We start from the raw sequence: 2,025 nt of genomic DNA on the forward strand, positions 1-2,025 counted from the left end.
TTTTTATTTCTTTTTTTGCTTGTTCTATAGCGTTATGAAGTTTATCAATCTCGTCATTTATTCGATCTTCAGATATTGTCTCTATTTTGACATCACTTTTTTCTTTCTTAAGAATTAATGCTTTACCGATAACAATACCCGGAGAGGCTGCAATTCCTTTCATTTCCATTTAGTTTGCCACCTCTTTATCCTCTTTAAGCATTTCAACAGTAATAAATTTTTCTATTTCTTTGATAGCTTCTTCGGCATCTTCACCATCAGCTCTTAAAATTATTTCATTTCCCTGGGTAACACCTAAACTCATAACTCCAATTATGCTTTTTGCACTCACTTTCTTCTCATTAAAAATTATTTCTATATTTGATTTAAATTTAGATGCTTTTTGTACAAGCTGCGCAGCAGGTCGTGCATGCAAGCCAATTTTATTTTTGATCTCTACTTTTTTTTCAACCAAATTAAATCATTCCTTTTTTTACTATCGTTATTATAAATTCTCAAAAATTTACTTCATAGTTAATAAAAAGCTTAAATATAAATTCTATTGTTTCTTTTTTATAACATTAGGTGATTCAATTGAGGATACTATATTGGAAAGTTTTTCCCCAACACTCGCTTCTACTGTAGCAAACACTGCTCCTTCAACTATTGGAGCGTCTGCTAATATTATTTTTTCCTTAGTATCTTCATCAAATCTATCTATTATCATATTTATATTCATTACGGCACTACCTAAATCAGCTAGAACAATTACACCATCTTCTTTATTTATTTTTTTTAATGATGAATAAATTGCATCAGGATCTGTACCTATTTCTCCTTCTTTAGTACCACCAACCGCCAATATTTCAACATCGCCTTGTTTCATCTGCTCGGCTAATTTTTTGGTACCTGCTGCTATTTCTTTACTATGAGAAACAATCAAAATACTAACCATTTTTTCACTCCATTTCGGAAATTAATTCATCAACGATTACTTTTATAATTAAATAGCTCGAAGTTGCTCCGGGATCTTGATGCCCTTTACTCCTTTCACCTAGATAACTAGCACGTCCCTTAGTAGCCTGCAAAGGAATTGTTGCCTTCATTCCTTCTTCAGCAGCTTTCTTACATTCTTCAAGAGCTCTTTCTAAAGATAAACCTTTTCCTTTACTTTCACGAAGAGAATTGACTACCGGAATAATAGTATCTAACATAGTTTTTTCTCCTTGCTGAGCTTTGCCTAGTCTTTGAATTCCTTCTATTACAGTCTCACCAATATTTATAAGAGAATCAATATCAAAATCTGAATCAGGAATAACCTTGCTAATATTTAAAAAAGCAGTTCCATACAATGGCCCAGATGCACCACCTACAGTAGATATTAAAGTCATTGCTACAGTTTTAACTAAGTCGCTATTATTTTTAAAACCATTAGGCTCTATTTTTTCTTTTACTTTTGTGAAGCCACGAGCCATATTTATACCATGATCTGCGTCGCCAATAGCGGCATCTAATTCAGTTAAATAATTTTTATTTTCTATGAGCACATCTGCAATTTTTATAAATATATCTTTAATTTTTTCTGAAGTGATCTTAATTTTTTCTGACATTGGATAGTCCTCCATATCTAAAATTTATCATGGCCTTTAATAATTTCATTTCCTCCTGATAGGCATTTTTAGGGACTGAATCCCCGAACAACATCTCCACTCCTTTCATCTATAAATTAAAAAATTAAACATCTTTTTGTATTCTTTATTGATAACTTATTCAATTTTACAAGATTTTTTTCAACTGCTTATAATCTTCATTTCATCAAATTTATATCAGTGGGAGCGTCTAATAATTCTTTTAATTCTTGGTCGAGTTTTAGCAATGTTATTGACATACCTGCCATTTCCAACGATGTCATAAATTCACCAACGAAGTTTTTATAAACTTTGATACCCCTGTTTTCTAAAACCTGGTGGGCATGTCTATTTGCAATAAATAACTCCATTAAAGGGGTCCCTCCCATACCATTGACCATTAACGCAACTTCATCAC

The 2,025-nt window shown here is 31.9% G+C and carries 5 protein-coding genes; all 5 read right to left on the reverse strand.

Going from position 1 to position 2,025, the window contains the following annotated elements:
• The coding region (locus AA81_RS14955; protein WP_169999814.1) for a phosphoenolpyruvate-utilizing N-terminal domain-containing protein at positions 1 to 169 on the reverse strand (169 nt) is incomplete at its 3' end.
• Positions 170 to 454 carry an HPr family phosphocarrier protein gene (locus tag AA81_RS13585; protein WP_103899328.1) on the reverse strand — a complete coding sequence of 95 codons (285 nt, stop codon included), beginning with the start codon at positions 452 to 454 and terminating at the stop codon, positions 170 to 172. It abuts the gene before it with no gap.
• An 84-nt stretch (positions 455 to 538) separates the two neighbouring features.
• Complete coding sequence (dhaM, locus tag AA81_RS13590; RefSeq protein WP_103899329.1) at positions 539 to 934, reverse strand: dihydroxyacetone kinase phosphoryl donor subunit DhaM; 396 nt, start codon at positions 932 to 934, stop codon at positions 539 to 541.
• 4 nt (positions 935 to 938) lie between these two features.
• Positions 939 to 1,589, reverse strand: a complete 651-nt coding sequence (gene dhaL, locus AA81_RS13595) for a dihydroxyacetone kinase subunit DhaL (protein ID WP_103899330.1) — start codon at positions 1,587 to 1,589, stop codon at positions 939 to 941.
• A gap of 197 nt (positions 1,590 to 1,786) precedes the next feature.
• Positions 1,787 to 2,025: dihydroxyacetone kinase subunit DhaK (locus AA81_RS13600; RefSeq protein ID WP_146050417.1), on the reverse strand; the 239-nt coding region annotated here is incomplete at its 5' end.

It is taken from the genome of Petrotoga halophila DSM 16923 (genome assembly GCF_002924615.1).